18 protein-coding genes are annotated in these 21216 nt (G+C 69.3%); 6 read left to right on the forward strand and 12 right to left on the reverse strand.

Features of this window, described 5'->3' with window-relative positions; all coding sequences use genetic code 11:
* Positions 1–6: 6 nt before the first annotated feature.
* A complete protein-coding gene (gene uxuA / locus WMF39_RS22550) occupies positions 7–1080 on the reverse strand; it encodes a mannonate dehydratase (protein WP_437747518.1) in 1074 nt (357 codons plus the stop codon).
* Between the two features lie 70 nt (positions 1081–1150).
* On the reverse strand, positions 1151–2767 hold the full coding sequence (locus tag WMF39_RS22555) for a pectinesterase family protein (protein WP_437747519.1): 1617 nt from the start codon (positions 2765–2767) through the stop codon (positions 1151–1153).
* A 184-nt stretch (positions 2768–2951) separates the two neighbouring features.
* On the opposite strand from WMF39_RS22555, the gene WMF39_RS22560 reads away from it, so the two are divergent.
* Together WMF39_RS22560 and WMF39_RS22565 are read left to right on the forward strand one after the other, a co-directional pair.
* A complete protein-coding gene (locus WMF39_RS22560; protein ID WP_437747520.1) occupies positions 2952–5696 on the forward strand; it encodes a bifunctional acetate--CoA ligase family protein/GNAT family N-acetyltransferase in 2745 nt (914 codons plus the stop codon).
* A 128-nt stretch (positions 5697–5824) separates the two neighbouring features.
* Entirely contained in the window at positions 5825–7201 is a 1377-nt protein-coding gene (locus WMF39_RS22565; RefSeq protein ID WP_437747521.1) for a DUF5939 domain-containing protein, read from the forward strand.
* A 174-nt stretch (positions 7202–7375) separates the two neighbouring features.
* Here the strand turns inward: WMF39_RS22565 and WMF39_RS22570 are convergent, their stop codons facing one another.
* From WMF39_RS22570 to WMF39_RS22590, 5 genes are all read right to left on the reverse strand, one after another.
* Positions 7376–7804 carry a hypothetical protein gene (locus tag WMF39_RS22570; RefSeq protein ID WP_437747522.1) on the reverse strand — a complete coding sequence of 143 codons (429 nt, stop codon included), beginning with the start codon at positions 7802–7804 and terminating at the stop codon, positions 7376–7378.
* A gap of 22 nt (positions 7805–7826) precedes the next feature.
* On the reverse strand, positions 7827–8867 hold the full coding sequence (locus tag WMF39_RS22575) for a DUF4419 domain-containing protein (protein WP_437747523.1): 1041 nt from the start codon (positions 8865–8867) through the stop codon (positions 7827–7829).
* 132 nt (positions 8868–8999) lie between these two features.
* Positions 9000–9467: an HD domain-containing protein gene (locus tag WMF39_RS22580; RefSeq protein WP_437747524.1), complete on the reverse strand. Its 468-nt coding sequence runs from the start codon at positions 9465–9467 to the stop codon at positions 9000–9002.
* A gap of 123 nt (positions 9468–9590) precedes the next feature.
* Positions 9591–10127: a hypothetical protein gene (locus WMF39_RS22585; RefSeq protein WP_437747525.1), complete on the reverse strand. Its 537-nt coding sequence runs from the start codon at positions 10125–10127 to the stop codon at positions 9591–9593.
* 53 nt (positions 10128–10180) lie between these two features.
* On the reverse strand, positions 10181–10540 hold the full coding sequence (locus tag WMF39_RS22590; RefSeq protein ID WP_437747526.1) for an SLOG family protein: 360 nt from the start codon (positions 10538–10540) through the stop codon (positions 10181–10183).
* Positions 10541–10706: 166 nt separating this feature from the next.
* On the opposite strand from WMF39_RS22590, the gene WMF39_RS22595 reads away from it, so the two are divergent.
* Positions 10707–11666, forward strand: a complete 960-nt coding sequence (locus WMF39_RS22595; protein WP_437747527.1) for a helix-turn-helix domain-containing protein — start codon at positions 10707–10709, stop codon at positions 11664–11666.
* Between the two features lie 49 nt (positions 11667–11715).
* Here the strand turns inward: WMF39_RS22595 and WMF39_RS22600 are convergent, their stop codons facing one another.
* A complete protein-coding gene (locus WMF39_RS22600; RefSeq protein WP_437747528.1) occupies positions 11716–12699 on the reverse strand; it encodes an MBL fold metallo-hydrolase in 984 nt (327 codons plus the stop codon).
* A gap of 493 nt (positions 12700–13192) precedes the next feature.
* On the opposite strand from WMF39_RS22600, the gene WMF39_RS22605 reads away from it, so the two are divergent.
* The 3 genes from WMF39_RS22605 to WMF39_RS22615 all read left to right on the forward strand — a co-directional run bounded on the left by WMF39_RS22605 (position 13193) and on the right by WMF39_RS22615 (position 16268).
* A complete protein-coding gene (locus tag WMF39_RS22605; RefSeq protein WP_437747529.1) occupies positions 13193–13582 on the forward strand; it encodes a hypothetical protein in 390 nt (129 codons plus the stop codon).
* Between the two features lie 106 nt (positions 13583–13688).
* Positions 13689–14807, forward strand: coding sequence for a hypothetical protein (locus WMF39_RS22610; protein ID WP_437747530.1), 1119 nt, complete (start codon positions 13689–13691; stop codon positions 14805–14807).
* 69 nt (positions 14808–14876) lie between these two features.
* Entirely contained in the window at positions 14877–16268 is a 1392-nt protein-coding gene (locus tag WMF39_RS22615; RefSeq protein WP_437747531.1) for an MATE family efflux transporter, read from the forward strand.
* Positions 16269–16304: 36 nt separating this feature from the next.
* Here WMF39_RS22615 and WMF39_RS22620 read toward each other — a convergent pair whose 3' ends face one another.
* From WMF39_RS22620 to WMF39_RS22635, 4 genes are all read right to left on the reverse strand, one after another.
* On the reverse strand, positions 16305–16940 hold the full coding sequence (locus tag WMF39_RS22620; protein ID WP_437747532.1) for a serpin family protein: 636 nt from the start codon (positions 16938–16940) through the stop codon (positions 16305–16307).
* 196 nt (positions 16941–17136) lie between these two features.
* Positions 17137–18915 (reverse strand): CotH kinase family protein, encoded by a 1779-nt coding sequence (locus WMF39_RS22625; RefSeq protein WP_437747533.1) that lies wholly within the window; start codon positions 18913–18915, stop codon positions 17137–17139.
* 384 nt (positions 18916–19299) lie between these two features.
* Complete coding sequence (locus WMF39_RS22630; protein ID WP_437747534.1) at positions 19300–19707, reverse strand: Kazal-type serine protease inhibitor family protein; 408 nt, start codon at positions 19705–19707, stop codon at positions 19300–19302.
* 549 nt (positions 19708–20256) lie between these two features.
* Entirely contained in the window at positions 20257–21027 is a 771-nt protein-coding gene (locus tag WMF39_RS22635) for a response regulator transcription factor (RefSeq protein WP_437747535.1), read from the reverse strand.
* Positions 21028–21216: the final 189 nt, after the last annotated feature.

Raw genomic sequence — 21216 nt, forward strand, 5'->3', positions numbered from 1 at the left:
GCCCGCTCATCCAGGAGTCGGCGCCTTGGCAGCGGGTCCGGGCGAAAGCTTGCACGTGGCCTCCCACAGCCCATTGAGGTACACGAGGCCCAGCGCGCGGTCGTACAGGCCATATCCCGGCTTGCCCGTCTCACCCCAGATCATGCGGCCGTGATCCGGGCGCACGTAGCCGTCGAAGCCGACGTCATGGTACGCCTTCACGATGGCGGCCATGTCCAGCGACCCTTCACAGGACAGGTGGGCGGATTCGAAGAAGGTGCCGTCCTCCTGGACCGCCACGTTGCGCAGGTGCCCGAAGGGAATGCGGCCCATGCCGCCGAACTCGCGCACCAGCGACACGATGTTGTTGCACAGATCGGCGCCCAGCGAGCCGGAGCACAGCGTGATGCCGTTGGCCGGAGAGTCGACTGTCTTCACGAGGCGCATCAGGTCGTCGCGGTTCTTGACGATGCGCGGCAGGCCGAAGATCGGCCGGGGCGGGTCGTCCGGGTGCATGGCCATGCGGACGCCGACCTCCTCGGCGACCGGGATGATGCGCCGGAGGAAGTGCGTGAGGTGCTCCCACAGCGCGTCTTCGCCGACGTTCCTGTACTCGTCGAGGACGGCGCGGAGCTGCTCCGGCTTGTAGCTCGAGTCCCAGCCGGGCAGCGAGATGCCTTGTTCCGGGTCGATCTCGGCCACCGCCGCGGCGTCGAAGGCCAGGGTCAGCGAGCCGTCGGGTAGCTCCCTTGCCATCTCGGTGCGGGTCCAGTCGAAGACCGGCATGAAGTTGTAGCAGATCACCTTCACGCCGGCGGCCGCGCAGTTGCGGATGTTCTGGCAGAAATTGTCGATCAGCCGCTCGCGGGCCGGCTTGCCGAGCTTGATGTCCTCGTGCACCGGCACGCTCTCCACCACCTCGAACCGGAGCCCGGCGCCCTCGATGCGCGCCCTGAGCGCCTGCAGCCGCTCGACCGGCCACACCTCGCCCACCGGCACATCGTAAATAGCCGAGACGATGCCGTAGATGCCCGGGATCTGACGGATGTACTCGAGCTTCACAGGGTCGTTCTCGCCGTACCAGCGAAAGGTCATCTTCATCGTTTCGGTCCTTCCAGCGTCACGGGTCATCCCGTGCAGAGCTCAGGGTTCGAGGCGCCTCGCGGCCGCCTCAGCGTGGAGGGGCCCAGCCGCCGAGCACGATCGCCGGATCGCGCATCATCGCCGCTTGCTCGGCGGAGATCTGCGCCGATCCGGCGGCACGCCCGCTGGTGTCGATGAGGCGTCCATCCGCGTCCCGGCTCTGGTACTCCCAGAAGCGGAGGGAGCGCGGAGGAGACCCGCCCGTGATCGTCCACCCCGCCCGCGAGATGTGGCTGCCGAGCGTGCAGTTGACGTACGCGACGTGGCTCGCCGGATACTGGCTCACGTCGATCCTCGCCAGCGTGTTCCCCGTGATGCCGGCGTCGCTGGTGATGCGCGAGTCGACGAAGACATAGCCGTAGCCAGAGTCGCCGTTGCGCGCCTGCACGATGTAGCCGGATCGACCGACCGTCTTGATCTCGCACCGGTTGAAATACGCCGCGCCCGTGCCCCACACGAAGTCCACGTTCCCCGCGATCGTGCAGTTGTCCGCGTAGAGGCGCCCGGACCAGAGCAGCGTGTCCTGGAGGCTCAGGATGTCGGCGTCGCGCACGACGCACCTGTCGCAGTCCTGGAGCCGCAGCGCCTCCGCCTGGGAGCCGCCCTGCGGCGTGAGGTTGTGGATGGTGAGGTTCTCGATGACCAGGTCGCTCACCTTGTCGGCGCCGACGAGCGCGCGCCCCCTGGTGCTCGGGTTCAGGTTGTTGTTGTTCGTACCCGAGAGGACCGTGCCTTTGCGATCGGCCCCGCGCAGCGTGATCTTGTGTTTGCCCTCGAAGTAGACGACCCCGTGGTGGGTCCCGCGCTGAACGGTGATGAGCACGCTGTCCCTGTTGTTCGCCGGGACCGCGTCGAGCGCGCCTTGCACGGAGCAGAAGTCGCCGGAGCCGTCGAGCGCCACATCGAGCGACGAGACGCTCGATGGGCCTGCGCCCGCCGTGTCGAAGCGCCACGCCGTCGCGTCCGCGATCGCGAACGAGCCGCCCCCCGGGGGGACGATGGCGCCGCGGTCGACCGTGACGTAATAGGACTGGCCGTAGTCGAGCGCGCGCGACGGCAAGGACACGACAGCATCGTTGCCGTCCACGTACACCGGGCGAGGTACGTTGAACGTCCGGCCGCCGATCGTGGCGCTCACGGTCATCGAGGCCATGTCGACCGTCGCGACCGCCGCGCCAGGCCGGGCGGCGTTGAACACGCGAACGGCGCCCGCGCTGCCCAGCGTCGGCGCGCCGGGGAACGTGATGCGGAGCGGCGGATCCGGGCATAACCCCCGGGCGCCCGGCGCGGGGAACAGCGCGCTCACGCCGGCAGGGAGGTCGACCGGATCCGCGCCGCCGTCGCCTTGGCTCGCGCCCGTGCCCTCACCGCCGCCGGCCGCACCGGCGCCGCCCGCTCCCGCGCCGCCCGATGCGGCGCTGCTGGTCGACCCGCCGCCGCCCGACGCCGCGCTGCTGGTCGACCCGCCGCCGGTCGATCCGCCGCTGGTCGAAGCGCCGGCCGTCGAAGCGCCGGCCGTCGATGCGCCGGCGGTCGAGGCGCCGCTGGACGCCTCGGTGCTTGTGTCGTCCGCCGTCCCGGCGCCCTCGCAGGCGATCGAACACAGACCGAGGAGCCCGAAGAGAAAAAGTCGAGAGCGGATCATGGCGCCGGCGCAGGGTATCAAGGCGCTGCGCGGCCTGGCAATCTGCGCTCAGGGCACGAAACGTGCTTGTGCTCTGATTCCAGAGACGCCCCATGCTCCCGGCCCGTTCGCGTGGCACGAAGGCCATCGTCGTTCCCGCGCAATGGCCCCCGGTGCGTCCGCCCCATCCCCCTCGAGGAGCTTCATGGCTGACTCCGTACCCATGACCGACCGTGCCCACGACGTCCTTCGTCAGGAGCCTCAGAGCCTCGACCCCATCTTCAGGCCGCGGAACGTGGCGGTCATCGGCGCGACCGAGAACAGCGGCGCCGTCGGCCGCACGCTCCTCTGGAACCTGATCAGCAACCCGTTCGGCGGCACCGTCTTTCCGGTGAACCCGAAGCGGCAGAGCGTCCTCGGCATCAAGGCCTATCCGAGCATCGCGGCCGTGCCGGCGAAGGTGGATCTCGCGGTCCTCGTCACGCCCGCCGCGAGCGTGCCGGGCCTCATCGGCGAGTGCGTGGACGCCGGCGTCCCCGGCGCGATCATCATCTCGGCGGGATTCAAGGAGATGGGCCCCCCGGGCGCCCAGCTCGAGCGGCAGATCATGGAGCGCGCCCGCGGGAAGATGCGCATCATCGGCCCGAACTGCCTGGGCGTCATGAACCCGATCGGCGGGCTCAACGCGACGTTCGCGAAGGGGCAGGCGCGGCCGGGCAAGGTCGCGTTCATCAGCCAGTCCGGCGCGCTCTGCACGGCGGTGCTCGACTGGAGCCTCAAGGAGCAGGTCGGCTTCAGCGCGTTCGTCAGCGTCGGCTCGATGCTCGACGTCGGCTGGGGCGACCTGATCGACCACCTCGGCAACGACCCCAAGACGAGCAGCATCCTCATCTACATGGAGTCGATCGGCGACCCGCGCGACGCGCGAGCGTTCCTGTCGGCCGCCCGCGAGGTGGCGCTCACCAAGCCGATCATCGTGATCAAGCCAGGCCGCAGCGAGGCGGCGGCGAAGGCGGCCGCCTCGCACACCGGCTCGCTCACCGGCTCGGACGAGGTGCTCGACGCGGCGTTCCGGCGCGTGGGCGTGCTGCGCGTGAACGACATCGCGGACCTGTTCTCCATGGCCGAGACGCTGGCCAAGCAGCCCCGGCCCCGCGGCAACCGGCTGTGCATCGTCACCAACGCCGGCGGCCCGGGCGTGCTGGCGGCGGACGCGCTCGTCGCGAACGGCGGCGAGCTGGCGCCGCTCTCGCCGGAGATCCTTGGCGAGCTGAGCGGCTTCCTCCCCGCCGCGTGGAGCCGCAACAACCCGGTCGACGTGCTCGGCGACGCCGGCGAAGGCCGCTACGCGAAGGCCCTGGAGATCTGCGCGAAGGACCCGAACAACGACGGCGTGCTCGTCATCCTCACGCCGCAGGACATGACCGAGCCGACCCAGACCGCCGAGGCGCTGCGCAAGCACGCGCACGTCGAGGGCAAGCCGGTCCTCGCCAGCTGGATGGGCGGCGTCGAGGTGGAGGCGGGCAAAGCCATCTTGAACCGCGCCGGGGTCCCGACGTTCGAGTACCCCGACACCGCCGCTCGCGCGTTCTGCTCGATGTTCCGTTACGCGTACGCCCTCCGCGCCCTGTACGAGACGCCCAGCACGGACGAGCGGGCGTTGAACGTCGATCGCGAGAGGGCCAGGGAGCTCATCGCCGGCGTCCGCGCGTCGGGGCGGACGCTCCTGGATGAGGTGGAGTCGAAGCAGCTCATGGCGGCGTACGGCATCCCGACGGTGCCGACCGCCGTCGCGAGGAGCGCGGACGAGGCCGTGGCCACGGCCGGGGAGATGGGATATCCGGCCGTCCTCAAGCTGTACAGCGCGACGATCACCCACAAGACCGACGTGGGCGGCGTGAAGCTCGGTCTGCGCGACGATGACGCCGTGCGCAGGGCGTTCGAGGAGATCCAGGAGAGCGTCTCTCGGCGGGCCGGCGCGCAGCACTTCCAGGGCGTGACGGTCCAGCCGATGATCTCGCTGAAGGACGCGTACGAGATCATCCTCGGCAGCTCGATCGATCCGCAGTTCGGCCCGGTGCTCCTGTTCGGGGCCGGCGGGCAGCTCGTCGAGATCTTCAAGGACCGCTCGCTCGGCCTGCCGCCGCTCAACGCGACGCTGGCGCGGCGCATGATGGAGCAGACGAGGATCTACCGCGCGCTCGAGGGCGTGCGCGGCCGCAAGCCGGTGGACCTCACGATGCTCGAGCACCTGCTCGTGAGGTTCTCGCAGCTCGTGATCGAGCAGCGATGGATAAGCGAGATCGACATCAACCCGCTCTCCGTGAGCGCGGAGGGGGCCATCGCCCTCGACGCCCGCGTCGTCCTGCACCCGCCGGACACGCCGGAGTCCGCGCTCCCCAGGTCGGCGATCCGCGAGTATCCCACGCAGTATGTGACGGAGCTCGAGAGCAAGGACGGGCAGGCGTTCACGATCCGGCCCATCCGCCCCGAGGACGAGCCGCAGATGGTCGAGTTTCACCAGAAGCTGTCCGAGCGGACCGTGCGGCTCCGGTATTTCTACCCGATGCAGCTCGATCTGCGCACCGCGCACGAGCGGCTGACGCGCGTCTGCTTCGCGGACTACGACCGCGAGATGGCGCTCGTCGTCGAGAAGCCGCCCGCGGGCGGCGCGCAGAGGAAGATCATCGGCGTCGGCCGGCTGAGCAAGCTGCCAGGCACGCGCGACGCGGAGTTCGCCCTGCTGATCAGCGACGAGCACCAGCGGCAGGGGCTCGGTTCCAGGCTGCTGGGCCTCCTCGTCCAGATCGGCCGCGACGAGGGGCTCTCCCGCATCAGCGCGGACATCCTGGCCGAGAACGTGGAGATGCAACGCGTGGCGCAGAAGCTCGGCTTCCGGGTGACGCGCGAGATCGGGGACTCGACCGCGAGGGCGGAGCTGACGCTGTAGGCGCGATAGGTCCTGTGCGACAGCCGCGCTGCTGGAGCACCCGTGGGAACGTTGGGGGGCGGCGCGGCCGGGCACGCACGTGGCGCTTCCCGCCGCCTGCGAGACATGCGCATGCTCGGGGAGCAGCCATGGATACCCACCGTCTGAAGACCCTGTTCGAGCGGCTCAGGCAGCAGCACCCCGCGAACGCAGGCGAGATCGATGCGGTCGAGCGATGGCTCCACGACGCGCCGCTCATCCGTCGCTACCGTATCAACCCCCACGTGGTCGCGGCGGACACCGCGCTCGACGCGCACGCGGTCATCCGCGTCCTGCTGCACGGCACCCAGACTGGCCTCTTCGACATGCAATGGGACGTCCACTGCGGCCATTGCAACATGCTGGCCGAGGCGATCGATGACCTCGCCACGGCCGCCGCCGTCTCGTTCTGCCCGATGTGCGAGTACTCCTTCGACGTCGATATCTCGGCGCGCGTCGAGGTGACGTTCTCGCTCGGCCGGTCCATCGAGGACCTCGGCTTCCCTCCGGTTTGCCAGCCGCCGTCGGCGCTCCACCCCCGCTATGGCATGACCGCCGCGCTCGGCGAGACCGCGGCGGCGACCGAGGTGCTCACCGCGGGCCGCTACCGCTACTTCTGCCCGTTGACCCGCGCCAAGGGCATCCTTCGCGTCGAGGGTGAGCCCACGGACGAGGTGCAGGCCGCCGCGATCTCGCAGCTCGCGGGACCCCACTACGACGTGACGGAGCTCGTGGTGCGGCCCGGCCCGCTCAAGATCGCGCTCACCAACGTCGGCTGGCCGCAGTGCGGCTTCATCGTTCATCACGATGTCCTGAAGGACGAGCTCGATCCGGCCAGCCTGCCGCGGCGGCTCAGCGGGCTCGAGCTGCTCCACGTGCCGGAGTACCGGCGCTACTTCGGCGGCATGGTGCTGTCGGCGCGGGAGCGGCTGACGGTCCGATCGGTCCTCGTCGTCTTCACCGATCTGTGCGGCTCCACGCGGCTGTACGAGCGGATCGGCGACGCCCCCGCGTACAACCTGGTGCGCGATCACTTCGACATCGTGATTGGCGCCGTCGAAGCTCAGGGCGGCGCGGTGGTCAAGACGATCGGCGATGCGGTCATGGCCACTTTCCTGGACGAGCGGTCCGCGGTGACGGCGCTGAGCGCAGCCATGCGCGGCATGCTCGGCCGCAACGCCGGCCGGCCCGAGGGCGAGCGCCTCGTGCTCCGGGCGGGCATGCACCGCGGCCCGGCGTTGCTCGTCAACCTGAACCAGCGACTCGACTACTTCGGCCGCACCGTGAACACGGCGGCGCGCCTGCTCGGCGTCTCGTCAGGCGGCGAGCTCACCGTCTCTGCGCCGCTCGCCGCCGACGCCGAGCTCGTCGGCCTGCTCACCGATGAGGGCTGGACGCCGCCGCGGACCTCGCACGTCGATCTGAAGGGGATCGAGGGGACCCGCACCGTGCATTCGGCGGGCTTTCCCGGCATGGCTGCGCGCTGACGCGCGCGCCTCTCCGACGCACCGGATCCGCTGACGAGCGCACGGCCAGCGGCGCGCTCCGCGTCGTCCCGCCGATCGCGTCAGCGAACCACGCACGCCTTGCGCGGCGTCGCAATCTTGCACGTGATGAGGGCAAACGGCCCCGCCCACGAGTTGGGCGGTCAACGAACGAAGTCATTCCGCCGGTTCTCCCGGCGCAAGCATTGTCGATCCGTCTTCGAACGTGACACGCACCGTGCCGTCATGGAGGATGCTCTCGGCTACCCACCGCGGCCGATGTCCCCGAAGAGCATCGCAGATGCGCTCATGCAGCACGTCGAAGGACGTCGAGAGGTACTCCCGTGCGGACAGGACGAGCAGAGGGTCGCGGTAGCGCTGGCCGTCTTTCGGGGAGTCCTGACGGACGACGACGAGCGCGCGGATACCGCTGTGTACGCTGGATGCGAACTCGGGCAGAAAATCGTACGGGTCGGCGCCGCCCGGAGCGACAGGGCCGCAATGCTCAGGAACGGCTTGCCCATAAACATCGATCCAACCGCATCCGGCATGAACGTCACCGTGGCGAGGGAACCGCAGGATCCAGCGTGTGACGTAGATGCTCATGGTGCCAGGCCATCACCCATCGTCAACGCTCGCCGATCGCCCAGCCGATCGCCGGCCTGACGGCCCCCGTGGTCGCGTCCTGCGAGACGCCCGTGAAGCCGCCCATGAAGACCATGGGAACCTTGGCTCCCAGGTATTCCCACGTGAAAGGGGCGGAAGAAAGCCCCTTCGGAAAGTCGTGCATGGCCGGGCCACCGCCGAACTCGGCGCTCAGACCTTCTTCCCAGCGCATGGCATACAGGTTCGGAGACGGTTCGCGCCTACTTGTCACAGCACCCTGCCCCTCAACATAGGGGAAGAGAACGTTGATCCAACCGTTCACATAGGGTCCACCAGACTGGTTTTTTTGCTTGTAGAAGGACTGCCAGAAGGCGCGATCCACGTCGCCGCGCGCGGTCCGCACGATCCGGTCCAGCACGGGCAACAGCGTCGCCGTCCAGCCGGTCAGATCGAACTCGCTGAACATGTCGGCTCTTCTCCGGATCGACAGCCAGTCGTCCACCGTCCCGAGGAGCGTGATCTCTGGGATGCCGCTGAGCGAGACGAGCAAGTAATCGAAATACCGCTGCATGGCGTCGAAGAGCACGACCTCGGACGCGGCTCGTTCGATGGCACCGGTCGTCGAGAAGTCCGCCACGACGAGATCCCTCTTCTTGCCGACATGCTCCCCGATGCGACCAGACAGCTCGGAGAACATTGCCGGCCAGTCATTCGAGGGAGAGCCCTTGACGAAATCGTCGCGACGTACGGAGATGGTGAGCCTGTCGTCGTGGCTCACGAACCGGCGGCGCAGCGCCTCGGCGTGGAGCTTGACATGCGTCGCGAATCCCTGCGCGAGACAGAGCCAGACATCGTCCGGCGACAAGGCGAGCGGGTAGTGCCAATAGAAGGCCAGGTAAACTGCCTCGACGAACCCGTGAGCTCTCGACTGAATCAGACCGGGCAGGTTGCACGCGGCGGCTTCGAAACCCCGCTCCGACCGGACCTGAAGCGACTCTTCGAGCGTGATGGAGGGTCGTCCGCTTTCGCAACGCTTTACGTCCGAGACAGCAAATGTGATCATGACGTCATCCTTCTTCCTCCTGAATCGCCAGCGGCATCTCTGATGTCTGCCGTCATGGTCTCCCCAGGTCGCGGTGCCCTCCGAACGCTTGGCTGAGCCGCGGCCCGAAGCGCCGGAGGACCCATCGAGGAGTCAGCGCGTGTGTCGGCTACGTTCCAGTCGCAGGTGCCCTCGTTCAGCGATCCTCTCGAAGCAAGAGTCGAAGTGGATGAACAGGCCCCAGCGGTCACGGCCGCCGCGCGCCGCGGCTTCCAGAAGCGCTCGTTCCTCCAGGTCCGGCGCGCGCACTCCCTTCCAGAGCTTGTCGGCCAGGGCGATGATGAGCTCCTCCAGTGTAGGTGCCATCTGCTGCCAGCGCGCGTGCGACAGGCACACTCTCGCGAGCGCCGGCGTGACCGAAGCCGCGAGGAGCATTCGCTCGCCTGCGGCTTCGTGCTCGTTGCCCGGCCCCGTGAGCTCTCGAGGGTGCTCGATCTTGCCGGCGTCATGGAGCACCACGCCAACCCGGATAAAGTCCTCGTCGATCGGAATGCCCTGCTCGCGGAAGAGGACGATGAGCAGATCGGCCGCTTCCCCGACGAGCTCGACGTGCCGCAGCAAGTGAGGCGGAGCGCCCAGGGTAGCGAGCAGCGATCTGGCGTCATCGCGGGAGGCGGGAAACATGAGACATCTTGCCCTTCACGCGTCTGGATGACCTCTCGCGATGGCCATTCATCCAATGGTTCACTTCCAGAATTGCCACCACTTTTTGCCCGGAGACGGCTGTTCCGTTTGCTCGCCCGGCCCCTCGTCCTCTCTGAAGTCCTTGTGCTGGACCACCTGGACACCGCCACAGGCACCGCAGAAGGCGCTGAACGCGTCCATGGTTGCGCCAGCAGGAATATTCGGGAAGACTTTCGAGATCAGCTGGGAAGGCGCGTCGAACAGCTCGTCCAGGCCGCACTTGCTACACGGGCCAATGGTCCAGTCTGCGCGCTCTCGCAGGTACTGCTCGCGGACCTGCAGCAGGTTCTCGCCGCCGGTCGGCGCGATGAACCGAACCTCTGCGCCTTCGTTGACGGTCTTCAACTGGTGCGGTTGGTTCAGGACCCGGGCGGTGAAGACATCGCCGTGGCATGCGGTAACGCGCACCCAGACGAGCTCCGGACGGCGATCGGTGAGCCGCGGCCCACCCTCGTGAACCAGGACTTGCAGGTCGTCCGGGTGGTCGACGTGGAAGCGGCCCTCGAGCCTCGGGTGCTGTCGCCAAGCTGCCGTCATGTCCCAGAACCTCGCATCAGTCGCGCTCGTGCCAGCCGCGCCCTCCGTGCCCCTCACTCCGCGAACACGCTCACCTCGACACCAGCGGCCTTCGCCAGCCCGGCGAGGTGTCCCGACCCGCGGCTCTTTTCGAACGCCGGATGAAACACCAGCACCCGCGCTACCCCGCTCGCCAGCATCCGCTCGTTGAGCCCCTTCCAGGCACCACGCTTGTACTTGGCATAGTCCGCCTTGTTCTTCGCCATCGGCTCCACGGCGAGACCGAGCTCGGCTGCGACGCGCCCGGCGAGTGCGTCCGCGCCCGGCGAGTCGCCGTGGATCACGGTCGCCCCCGCCGGAAGCTTCGCCAGCTCGCGCCGGATCGCGCCCACGTCGGTCCACGCCACAGCGCCGGCGACGATCACACGCGTCATTCCGCCATCCTACCCTCGAAGCGCGCGGAGCGGGAACATCCGGACGTACACACACCCCGCCTGTCCCTCCCGGCGCAGCACCCGCCCGCCGAACCATCCCGCTCTGTGGGGCGACCGCCTCGTCGAGCGTCCTCGCGGCGAATTTCGCCCTATCATCTCGGCGAGCATGGGACCGAGGAGTGCGACCCGCCGTGCCGAGGGGCTGGCCGCGCGCCGGGTGAGCGCGACGCCCCCTCCGGCCGGGAGCGTCTTGAAGGCGTCCGCCCCGCTCCTCGCCGGCTCGCCTGCGCCGGAAGCGTCGCGCGCGCAGGTCGACGTCGATGCGGTCGACCTGCCCGCGTTCGGCCTCGCCGACGATGTGCTGCCGTTCAGCGGCGACGTGCACGCGCACCGCAAGCACCAGCTGCTCTACGCGAGCGCGGGTGTCCTGCACCTCGAGGTCGGCAGCGCCCACTGGATCCTGCCGCCGCAGCGCGCGGCGTTCATCGCGGCCCACGTCATGCACCGCGCGCACGCCGCGGGGCCGGTAGCGCTGCGGACGGTGTACCTGTCGCCGCGGCTCACCCAGGTGCCGCTGGCTTCCGGCGACCCGCCAGGCGAGGAGCGCGTCGACTGCCGCGTCTTCGCGGTGATGCCGCTCGCGCGAGAGATGGTCCTCCACGCGATGCGCTGGGGGCCAGACCACGGCGGGCGCGACGCGACCGCCTCGCTCTTCTTCAAGACGCTCGGCGCGCTGTGCCGGGAGTGGGTCGCCGAGCCGCTCCCGTTCAAGCTGCCGGTCGCCCGCTCGCCCGAGCTCGCTCGGGCGATGCGGTTCGCGCGCGAGCACCTCGGCGAGCGCCCGACCCTCGACGACGCGGCGCGCGCGGCGCGCACCTCGACGCGCACGCTGTCGCGGCGGTTCGTCGAGGAGGCGCGGACGACGTGGACCGAGTACCTGAGCACCGCCCGGATGCTGCGCGCGATGGATCTGCTGGCCGTGAGCGGCGCCCGCGTGACCGACGTCGCGATCGCGGTCGGGTTCGACAGCCTGGGGGCGTTCACCCGCGCGTTCGCCGCCTTCACGGGCGAGCGGCCGAAAGATTTCCGGGCCCGCGCACAGGCGAACGAAGCGCCCACGGGGTGAAGCGGCGCGCGCGAGCGAGCAGCGCGCCGGGGCGGCCGCGCCGAGGCCCTCACTTGCTCGCGATCGCGTTCACCAGCCCGTAGACGCCGTACTCGATCATGTAGGCGAGATCGTAGTCAGGGAACTCGGCGCTCGCGAGGGCCGCAATCTTCTTGTGGTGGCTCGACGCCTCGGCCCCCGAGAGCTCGCTCTTCTTCGCGCCGAGCGAGGCAACGTAGCGCTCGACGAGGGACTCCATCCCGGTGAGGTACGCCTTCTGCTCATCCACCGCGGCGCGCACCGGGGCGGTCTGCCCCCGGCCGCCGTAAACCGTTAGCCCGTCGAACTCCAGCAGCTCGTCGAGCGCCGCGCGCCACGAGGCGAGGTCCGGCGACGGCTTGCCGTTGCGGATGCCGCCCTCGAGCCACGCGTGCGCCTTGTGGTGCACGAGATCGCCGACGACGAGCGCCCTGACCGAGGGGACGATCGCGACGGTCTGCGTCGTCGAGATGCCGGCGTGCTCGAGCTCGCGCAGCTCGACCGCGCCGGCCTGCAGCGGGAGCGAGGTCGTGCCCTCGAACGTCACGTCGACGACGGCCTTCGGCGGGTACGTCTCCTCGGTGAACATGCCTGCGCCGATGAAGTACGCCTTTTTATAGGCGTGGACCTCGTCGATCGCGCCCGCGGTGGCGCGGCTCGCGACGACCTTCGCGCCGATCTTCTGGAACTCGGAGGTGCCGTTGAACTTGTCCGGATTCGGGTGCGTCACCACGACGTACGTGATCGGGCTCTGCGTCTCCCGGCGGATCTGCTCGATGGCGCTCCGGGCGTGCGCTCCGGTGAACTGGGCGTCGAACACGACGACCTCGCGCCCGGTGTCGTAGTAATACGAGCGCGTATCGAAGCCGGCGGCGTCCGACGTGAACGCGGCGAGCCGCGCGGCCGGCGCGCCGGTGGGGCCCTCCGCGGGCGCGCCCGGGCCCGCGGCCTCCGAGGCGCAGGCGGCGAGGGCGGTGAACGAGGCGAAAGCGGCGGCGCGGATGAGCTTCGACATGGGGGGTTCCTCTCTCGATGGCATCGCGGGGCGTCCTGCCCCGGAGACGGGGGAGAAGATGCGGAGATCGGCGCTGGCGCGCTTCCTTCCAGAAGCCAATGTTTTGCTCCTGCGCGCCAGCGTCGATCAGACCGTCGTACGCAGCCGCTATAGGCCGCCTCGGCGCCAGTCGGACCGGCCTCGGCTGCGCCCGGCCGACACGAAGATCGCCCTTACAGAAGTCGCATCGCCCTGTAGTATCGTCCACATGGGGGCAGCTCATGGGGCTGGGGCGCGGCGCGCGGGCGGCGCACTCGACAGCCCAGCGGCGACGGTGCTGGACGGGGCCACCCTGAACGCCATTTCATTGGGCGACGGGCTCATGTCTCTCCACGGCCCAAGACCCACCGCACACATCTCCATCGGAATCTCAACGACCTCGTCACCGAGGCTCTCCCCGGCCCCGTACCGCCTGAACGTCGAGGGGGAGCCCTCTCCCAGGAAGGGAACGTTGATGGCAGACTCGTTCAACCCGTACCAGGATTTTGCCGCCTGCCACCCGAACCTGCGGAAAGCGGTGTCTGAGGTCGTCGCCGACTGGGAGCCCGATTCGGCGCCCGCGACGGTCGTCTTCGGCCACATCGGTCGTGCGCTTGTCCAGCTTGAGTCCGACCTCGATGACACCACGCTTGATGAGGTTTCGCGGCTCGTGGAGCGTTCGCTGTCAGGAAGTGGCCCAGAGGCAGATGCGGTCGCGACGGGGCTCCTGGAGGCCATCTGCGCCCGCAGCGTTGCTGCCCCTGCCGCCGTTGCGCGCGTCGTCTCTCATCTGGGACCCGATGCGCGCGCTTACATTCGGGCCTGGGATGCATTCACTGGAACGACGACTCCGGGCGTCACGTAATCGTGCTGGTGGCCATGAATGGCGGGGCACCGCGCTGCGCCGCCAGCGTCACCGCTTCACACCACGAGCTCGCCTGTCGGCGTCGGTCGTGGTAGCGCTGCTCCTCATGCCGAAGGCCGCGCGCACGACGACGAAGAGCGGGACGCGCTCCCCGCAGGGGCGCCGTCGCGTCCGCGTGTACACGGCATGGCACCCGGTGCTCGTCGCGCTCCTCGAGCACGTCCTGCCCGCGGGCTGGTATCAGTGCATCTCCGAGTTTCAGCTCGCGCGCGAGCCGCTCCGCGTCGACCTCGTCATCCTTCGGCGCCGGCGGCGCGGCGCTCCGCCCAGGCCGAGCCTTCTCACCAGCGTCGTGGGCGAGCTGGCGGAGCACACCCTCGTGCATTTCAAGGGGCCGACCGACGAACTCGAACGCGACGACGCCCGCATGCTCCTCGCTTACGCGCTGCAGTACCTCGTCGTTGCAGAGATTGAGGACCCCGCCTCCGTCGCCCTCCGCGTGCTCGCGCCCCGCCTGACCCCGCGCTTCGTCGAGGCGCTGAGATCGCTCGACTGCGCGCTCACGCCCACGGGACCGGGCACGCACGAGGGTCGGCTCTGCGTCTTTCCGCTGCGGGTGGTGGAGACGGTGCCGGCGAACGCTCGCGAGGGCGACCATCTGCTATACACTGTGACGCCTGGGATGGTCGCCGACCCCGGCGGGATCCCGGCGCTCTCCCCGGCGGAGATCGCGGTGTTCTGGGCGCTCCTGGAGCATGTCGAGCAGCTTCGACGTCCGCTCCCGGGGCAGAGGAAGCGGCACATGAAGGACGAAAAGCGGGTGGTCGAGAGCTTCGAGAAGGTGCTCACGCGCCTCGTCGCGCGGGTGCCGCCCAAGCAGCGGCTCGCCGGGCTCGCCCCCGAGCAGCGGCTCGCTGGGCTCGCCCCCGAGCAGCGGCTCGCCGGGCTCGCCCCCGAGCAGCGGCTCGCCGGGCTCGCCCCCGAGCAGCGGCTTGCCGGGCTCGCCCCCGAGCAGCGGCTCGCCGGGCTCGCCCCCGAGCAGCGGCTCGCCGGGCTCACCGAGGCGCAGGCGGTGCTCGCCCTGCCGGACGCGATGCTCCGCGCGTTGTCCGCGGAGTACATCGCGACGCTGCCTCGCGAGACGCAGGCGGCGATCCAAAAGCGCCTCGGGGCGGCCTCACGGCGGCCGGCGCGTCGGCGAAAGCCGCGCAGCCCTTCGAGATGACGCCTCGACGCCGGAATCGACGACGGCCGAGGCGTGGCTCGTTCTTTCCGACCAGGCGCCGACTGTGCCATGAGCGATAGAGACGCCCACAAGCAGTTCATCCTCGAAGGCGACCTGAAGGCCGTGATGTGGCGGCTCTCGTGGCCGGCCGTGCTGGCCATGGTCCTGTACGGGCTCAACTCGTTCCTGGACGCCGTGTTCGTGGGCCAGCTGATGAACGAGAGCGCCCTGGCCGGCGTGGGGATCGCCTATCCCCTGTCGCAGATCACGCTGGGGCTGGGCAGCCTGATCGGGACCGGCGCCGGCACGGCGCTGAGCATCTACCTGGGCGCGGACGACCGGGGCAAGCTCCACGGCCTCCTGGGGAGCGTGAACGGTCTGTCGCTCCTCGTCAGCTTGCCGTACACCGTGCTCGCTTATTGGTTTGCAGAGCCGCTCGTGCGCGCGATGGGCGGCAGCGGGGAGATCCTCGCGCACGGCACCGCGTACTTCCAGGCGACGGCCCTCGGCGCGCTGTTCTGGGTGCACGGCCTCGCGGTGAACATGACCGTTCGCGGCGAAGGCAAGATGAAGACGGCGGCCTGGATGATCTCCCTCGGACTGGGGGTGGACGTCGCCTTGAAGCCGCTGTTCATCCACACGTTCGGCTGGGGCGTGCAGGGCGCGGCCTGGGCCACCAACGCGGCCATGCTCGTCTACTCGGCCATCGGGCTCCTGTACTACGCGAGGGGCCGCGCCTCGTTCGACACCGCCTGGCGCACGATCCGCATCGACCCGTCGATCCGGCGGCAGATCGTCTCTCTGGGCATGCCGGCGATGATCGTGTGCATCATGGGCGTCGTCCAGAACCTCGTGGTCTACGGGGCGGTGTCGACCCATGGCACGGAGCAGGACGTCGCCTTCTTCGCCGCCTGCAACCGCATCTCCATGTTCATGATGACGCCGCTGTTCGGCCTGATGCGGGCCTTGCAGCCCGTGGAGGGGCTCAGCTACGGGGCGGGGCGCTACGGCAGGGTGAAGCAGGCCTTCAGCCAGTTCTCGATCGCCGGGCTCGTGCTGCTCCTGCCGTTCTGGTTCTCGATGATGCTGGCCCCGGAGGCCGTCCTCGGCTCCATGCTGCCGGGGTTCGACTTCGCCGCGCAGCAGCTGCTCGACTTCCGGATCTCCGTCCTCGCCCTGCCCGTCATGCCGTGGGTCTTCATGGCGCTGGCGTTCTTCCCCTCCGTGGAGCGGGCGAAGCTCGCGAGCGCGCTCGCCCTGCTGAGACAGCTTGTGTTCTATCTCCCCCTGATGTGGCTCTTGCCCAAGATCGCCGGGGTGAGCGGGGTGTTCTGGGCGAACGCCGCGATCGACATCGCGATCTTCGTGCTCGTGATCCCCCTGGTCGGCCGGGAGTTCCGGAGGCTCGACGGGCGCGGCGCGGAGGCGGGCGCCCCGCTGCGCGAGGCGACCGCCGGCTGAGCCGCGCCCGCGCGCCGGACGCACGGCCTCGCGGCGCTACGCCGACGGGTCGGCCACGCGGCCCACGAACAGGATCGCGCTCGTCGCGTTGTCCCGGATGAAGAAGAAGAACGGGCGATCGAAGCGGATGGCCGCGGGCTCGGGCGGCCCGCTCTCGTCGAGGATCACCGCCGTCGCCGCGGCGGCCTCCGTGCCCACCTCGTCCACGGAGACGAACGCCTTGTGGACGACGCCGGAGATGAACAGGCCCCCCTGCCCGTCGATCCCCGAGAAGTCCGCGTCGCCGAAGGCGGCGGTCATCCCCATGTCCTTGAGGGGCGGGATCAAGTCGAACGTCGACTCCACCCTGAATATCGGCAGCTCGATCGTCACATTCCGGGGCTCCAGCGAGCCCAGGACGCCATCGAGGCGCGCGCTGTCGAGACCCTCATCGAATGCCTCGATGTCGGACGGCAGCACGAGCACCATCGACAGCTCGTCGCCGTCATAGGGCATCTCAACCGCCGCGTAGCCGTCGCCCTCGCCATAACCGGGGCGCGCGCCGAGGCCGGGAGCTTCGAGCAGGCGTCGACGGAGACGGAGAGCCTGAGCACCGGCGTCGTGACGCGGCCCTCGACCGAGGTCGCGCCGCAAACGCTCGGGAGCGCCGCGCTCTACGGGCAGCAACCTCATCGATCTCGACGTGGCGCGCGGCAGCTCGTCCGGCGCGACGGTCGACTATCGCTAGGACGCGGGCGGCCAGGCGAGTTATTTCCTTGGCTTCAGCGAGCTCAGGGGCGCGACCGCCACATCGCCAGGGACCGTCGTCCTGCACGTCAAGGCGGTCGCGGAGTGACGTCGATCCTCGTGTGAGGTGACAGCTCGACCCTCACTGCTCGAGGTAGAGGGCCACCTCCGCTGTCCGTCCCTTGGCGTGGGCGATCAGCGTGGCGAGTCCGTTGTCGAAGTCCTCGGGCGTCGTGAGGTGGGTGTGCCCCTCGATCTCGCCCTCCGGCCCGACGACGTACGGCGCGATCAGGTCGTGCGCCGCCTTGAACCACGCCTCGGAAGCGGCCGCCTCGTACTCCTTGGCGGCGGCCTGCGCCACGTAGCCGCGGTAGACCTCGAGATAGACCGGATCGTCGAGCAGGAACCGGACGAGCGGCCATTGCTCGGTCACGTCGACCATCGAGAGGGGCAGCGCCGTCAGCCCGATGTTCACGCCCGCGTCGGCGTCCGAGAAAGCGAAGGTGTGATCCCAGGGGATCCACGTGAACTGCCCGCCCTTGTTCGGGTCCGCGTAGAGATAGTAGTTGTGCGGCAGGCGGCCGTACACGTCCCAGTCCTCGACCACCGCGTTCAGCGCGAACCAGTGCAGGAAGCCGTCGACGTCGAGGCGCGCCTCGAGCCCCGCGCGCCAGGCGGCGGCGTCGGTCCTGTCGGCGTGCAGCGCGTCGAACAGCGCCCGCGCGTCCGAGAGATCGGTGTCGTCCTCGTTGTTCTCCTTGACGATGGTGTCGGGGTCCCACGTCTCCCACCGCGCGCCCGTGCCATCGGGCTTGTAAAGGTTGCCCTTGTGGCCGCCGAAATGGGTGTCGAGGAACGACTCGTCCGACGGGAGCTCGATGCCGGTGTACAGCCCGAAATAGACGGGCCCTTCCCCGTGATCGATGAAGACCCGGTAGAACGCGGTCGCGGGCGCGGGGATCCCCGCCTTGGCGAAGATGTCGGTGCCGATCTTCTCGCGCAGGAGCGAGGGATCCAGGTACCCGCTCGCGAACGACATCGAGTCGAACCCGTAGAAGCGCTGATTCTTGGTCTCGGGATACTCGTCCTCGTATCGGTCGAAGTTGAGGCGCAGCGGCAGCTTCCAGTTGCCCGCGTTCCAGGGCAAGAGCAGGCTCGAGTTGCCCTTGAAGCGGATGCCGACGTGCTTCCACTGCCGATCCTCGGTGGCGACGTCGCACTCGACGTAGACAGGCGTGCGCGGGAGCAGCTCGACGCTGCTGATGAGCCCCGGATCGCCGCCCCCAGGGCCGGGCGGCATGCAGGCCAGCTCGCCCTCGACGTCGGTGCACGTCCCCTCGGTCTCGGTTCCGAAGATGTCGATCGTGCAGTCGGCGTCCGCCGCGAGCCCCTCGCAGGCGTCGATCCAGTCCTGCGGCGGCGTGAATTCGTCGGGGTCCTGCGGGTTCGGCTGGCAGGTCAGGCCGCCGGGGAGCTCCGTGCACGTCCCCGCGGCGTCGGTCCCGAAGAGGTCGATGGTGCAGGCATCGCCGGCCACGAGAGCATCGCAGGCCGCGACCCACTCCGGAGGCGGCGCGAATGGACCGGCCTGCGAGCCGAACTCGCCGGCCATGTCCGTCATGTCGTCCATCATCTGCTGCCACTGCTCGGGCGTGATGGTGATGTCGACGCGGGGAACCCGGTCCTGCGGGAACGCGGCGGCGTAATCCGGTGGCTCCGTGGGGACGCCGCCCGCCTCGCCGTCGCCGCCTGCGCCGTCGCCGCCTGCGCCGTCGCCGCCCGCGCCCTGCCCTCCGGTGCTGCTGCTCGCGCCGGGGCCCGCCCCGGTCGCGCCGGGGTCGTCGGACGAGCCGCAGCCCACGAGAGGCGCGGCCGCCAGCGTGGCGAAAGGCAACAGGCAACGCAGAATTCTTAAGTTCATCGATCGCTCCTCAGCTCGCGTTTCGGGGCAATCTTATGTCAATCATGCATCGATCGCGTGACGAAACCACGCGCCAGAAGCGTGCGGCGTGCCGTCATCGGCCAGATCGGCCCTAGGCGCAGGGCCGGGGTGCGGTGGAATTTTCCACATCAATCACAGAAGAATTTTCCATTCATGAGGCCGTGGAGATCAGGAGGCAGTGGAGATCTCCACATGGAAGGAGGGCGGCGCAGGCGCGCCGCGCGCCCTCCCGCGACGACCGCGCATGCCTCTCCGCTCCCCGAGGAGAGCAAGGCAGGTCGACATCGACGCGGGAGGGCGGCGAGAGCTATCGAGTCGACGCCGCGGGGGGACGCGGGGCAGCGGGCCCCCCGCGGCGCGCGCTCACGAGGGCGCGCCGCACTTGCCGCGCGACGCGACCGACACGCCCGCCGCGTTCGCGGCGCATGCATTGCTGTACGTCCTGCCGTCGCAGCCGCAAACGGGATCGTACTGCTGGGTGCACGCCTGCGGGATGGGCGCGCAGACGCCCGTCTGATCGGCCGCGCCGCACTGCGCCTTGATGTCGTAGTCACAGAAGAAGCCGCGCTCGCACGCGATCCCGGCGAGGCCGCCGCAGACGAGGCCCTCGTGCCCGCCGCCTCCCCTCACCTCACTCGACTCGGAGACGATCGATTCGGGCGCATCGTCGGCCACCTCCACCTGACAGCCCGCGGCGAGCGGGGCCATGGCGAGCGCGAGCCAGACGACGGATACCATGCGACTGCCCTTGAACCAAGCCTGAACATTCATGATGTTTCCTCCAATGTCGCCTCGCCGCTCCCGGCAAAGCGATGACCGTGCGTGAGCCCCTCTCCTGGCGAGAAAGGGCACCTTGCGCCGGGCGCGAGCGCGGCGCGTGATCCATGTCATCCCCCTGCCGATCGGTCGGCGAGCATGAGAGTCAACTCGACGCGACCTACGTGCGATGAGACCTCGATCCGACGGTCGCAGCGCCGCGGGGGCACGGTCTCCTTGGCAGGAGTCAGGCCACGCGAAGCGCGGCGCGGTTTCCACGGCGTGCGCGCCCGGCTGCGGCGTCAGAACCGCCCGGATCGGGCGAAAGCTGCGCAACGTGAGCGAGGGCCTGCACAACCGGCCCCCGCAGCGTGGCCCGCGCGGCCCTCTCACGATCACCGACGGCGAGGCGAGCCACGAGCCAATCCAGTGCTGACGGAGAGCGCGTCCATCGCCGATGTGACCGTCGCGCCGCCGTATGCCAGGCGACCGTGAGGCTCGCGCTCTCCCGGCGAGCGCTCGTCGCTCTGCGGGCCGGCCAGCGGCGCGCGCTCGCGTCGCCCCTCAGCCCAGGAGCCCCCGCTCGCCCAGCCACAGCGTCGCGCCGGCGCGGCTATAGATGCCGAGCTTGTCGTAGGCGTGGGCGATGTGATGCTGCACGGTCTTCTGGGAGATGTGAAGGACGACCGCGATCTCGCGGTTGGTCTTGCCGACCCCGACGAGCCGCAGCACCTCCAGCTCGCGCGCCGTGAGCGCCCTTCGTGACCGGACGAGCCGAGCGCGCCCGCCGCTTCCGCGCTCTCCGCTCGGAGGAGCGCTCGGAACGGGATCGGTGGCGAGCAGATAGTTGTACGTCGTCCCGCGCCCCCCGGCGAGGCGATGGGTCCAGATCGGGTTGGCGCAATAGAGCTCCAGCATCTCCTTCGTGTACCCGATCACGAAGTGCTCGAAATACGGGTGCCAGGCCGGGAGGTCGTGAACTCGAAATTCGACGCCGGCGTCCCGCAGCGCCGCTTCGGAGCGGCTGTCGGTCTCGGAAAAATAACGATGCCAGAGGGTGGGAATGGCCGTGACCAGCGAGGACATCCCCGGATCTCGGACGAAGCGCTTCAGCGGGCCATCGACGAGCGCCCAGCGCGCCGACTCGGCCCCGAGCTCGAAGAGGGCGTCCTTGCGGTCCGGATAAAAGCGCCGAACGAGCTCGTCGTGGAACGTGAGGAACTCGGGCAGCGGAACCAGGCTGCTGGCCGTGATCGGCTGCCTGAACCACGGGTGGCTCAGCGCCATGTCTCGAAAGAGGCCGCGCCACGCTTCCGAGCCGAATCTCCGGCTCACCAAGGTTTTCCGCGTCAGAATTGTGGTTCCGCTGACCTTCATGGGAAGCTCGTTGAAGCCTCCCGCTGGACGACGAAGCCGCTCGGGAGGCAGGCTCCCAAAGTATCACTCGCCACGTCGAACGATCAAGGCGTCGGCCACCAACGCGCGAGTTCGCGTGTCACGCCGCAGCTACGATCACGCGGTATT

This window comes from Sorangium sp. So ce1504 (genome assembly GCF_051521635.1).
In the GTDB taxonomy this organism is placed as follows: domain Bacteria; phylum Myxococcota_A; class Polyangia; order Polyangiales; family Polyangiaceae; genus Sorangium; species Sorangium cellulosum_B.